The sequence below is a fragment of the Kitasatospora aureofaciens genome (genome assembly GCF_019192735.1).
Classification (GTDB): Bacteria; Actinomycetota; Actinomycetes; order Streptomycetales; family Streptomycetaceae; genus Kitasatospora; species Kitasatospora aureofaciens_A.
In genome coordinates, this window is sequence record NZ_JAHTKP010000192.1 from 1 (window position 1) to 796 (window position 796).

1 protein-coding gene is annotated in these 796 nt (G+C 66.2%); it reads left to right on the forward strand.

Features of this window, described 5'->3' with window-relative positions:
- Positions 1–36: 36 nt before the first annotated feature.
- Positions 37–796, forward strand: a 760-nt coding sequence (locus tag KV557_RS41950) for a DDE-type integrase/transposase/recombinase (RefSeq protein WP_218207383.1), incomplete at its 3' end; no start/stop codon positions are given.

Here is a 796-nt window from a genome sequence, read left to right on the forward strand (position 1 = left end):
CTGACAGCCGAAGAGCGCGATGCGGTACTGGAGTTGATGAACAGCCCCGAGTACGCCGAACTGCCACCCGCACAGATCTGGGCCCGCGAGCTGGACACCGGGCGCTACCACTGCTCGGTCTCCACGATGTACCGCATCCTGCGTGAGCGAGGGCAGTCGGGTGAGCGACGCCGCCAGGCCACCCACCCGGCCAAGACAGTGCCCGAACTGGTCGCCGACGGCCCCTCCCAGGTCTTCACCTGGGACATCACCAAAGCGGCCGGCCCCACCAAGGGCATCTGGTACCACGCCTACGTCATCATCGACATCTTCAGCCGCTACATCGTCGGCCACACCATCGAGTCGGCCGAATCAGCCGAACGGGCAGAGGAGTTGATCCGCGAGACCATCGCGCGCAACGGCATCGTCCCCGAGACCGTGCACGCCGACCGGGGCACCTCGATGACCTCCAAGAAGGTCTCCCAGCTGCTGATCGATCTCGGCGTCACCAGGAGCCACTCGCGCCCCAAGGTCTCCAACGACAACCCCTACAGCGAGGCCCAGTTCAAGACCACCAAGTACATGGCCGACTATCCCGAGCGGTTCGACTCCCTGGCCCACGCCCGTGAATGGTTCGACGCCTTCATCTCGTACTACAACCACGAGCACAGGCACTCGGGCATCGGACTTCACACGCCCGCCAGCGTCCACTTCGGCACCGCGGAGGAGATCCGCGACCAGCGGGCCGTCACCCTCGCCGAGGCCTACGCACGGCACCCCGAACGCTTCGGCCGCCGCCCCAGACCACCCGAGATCC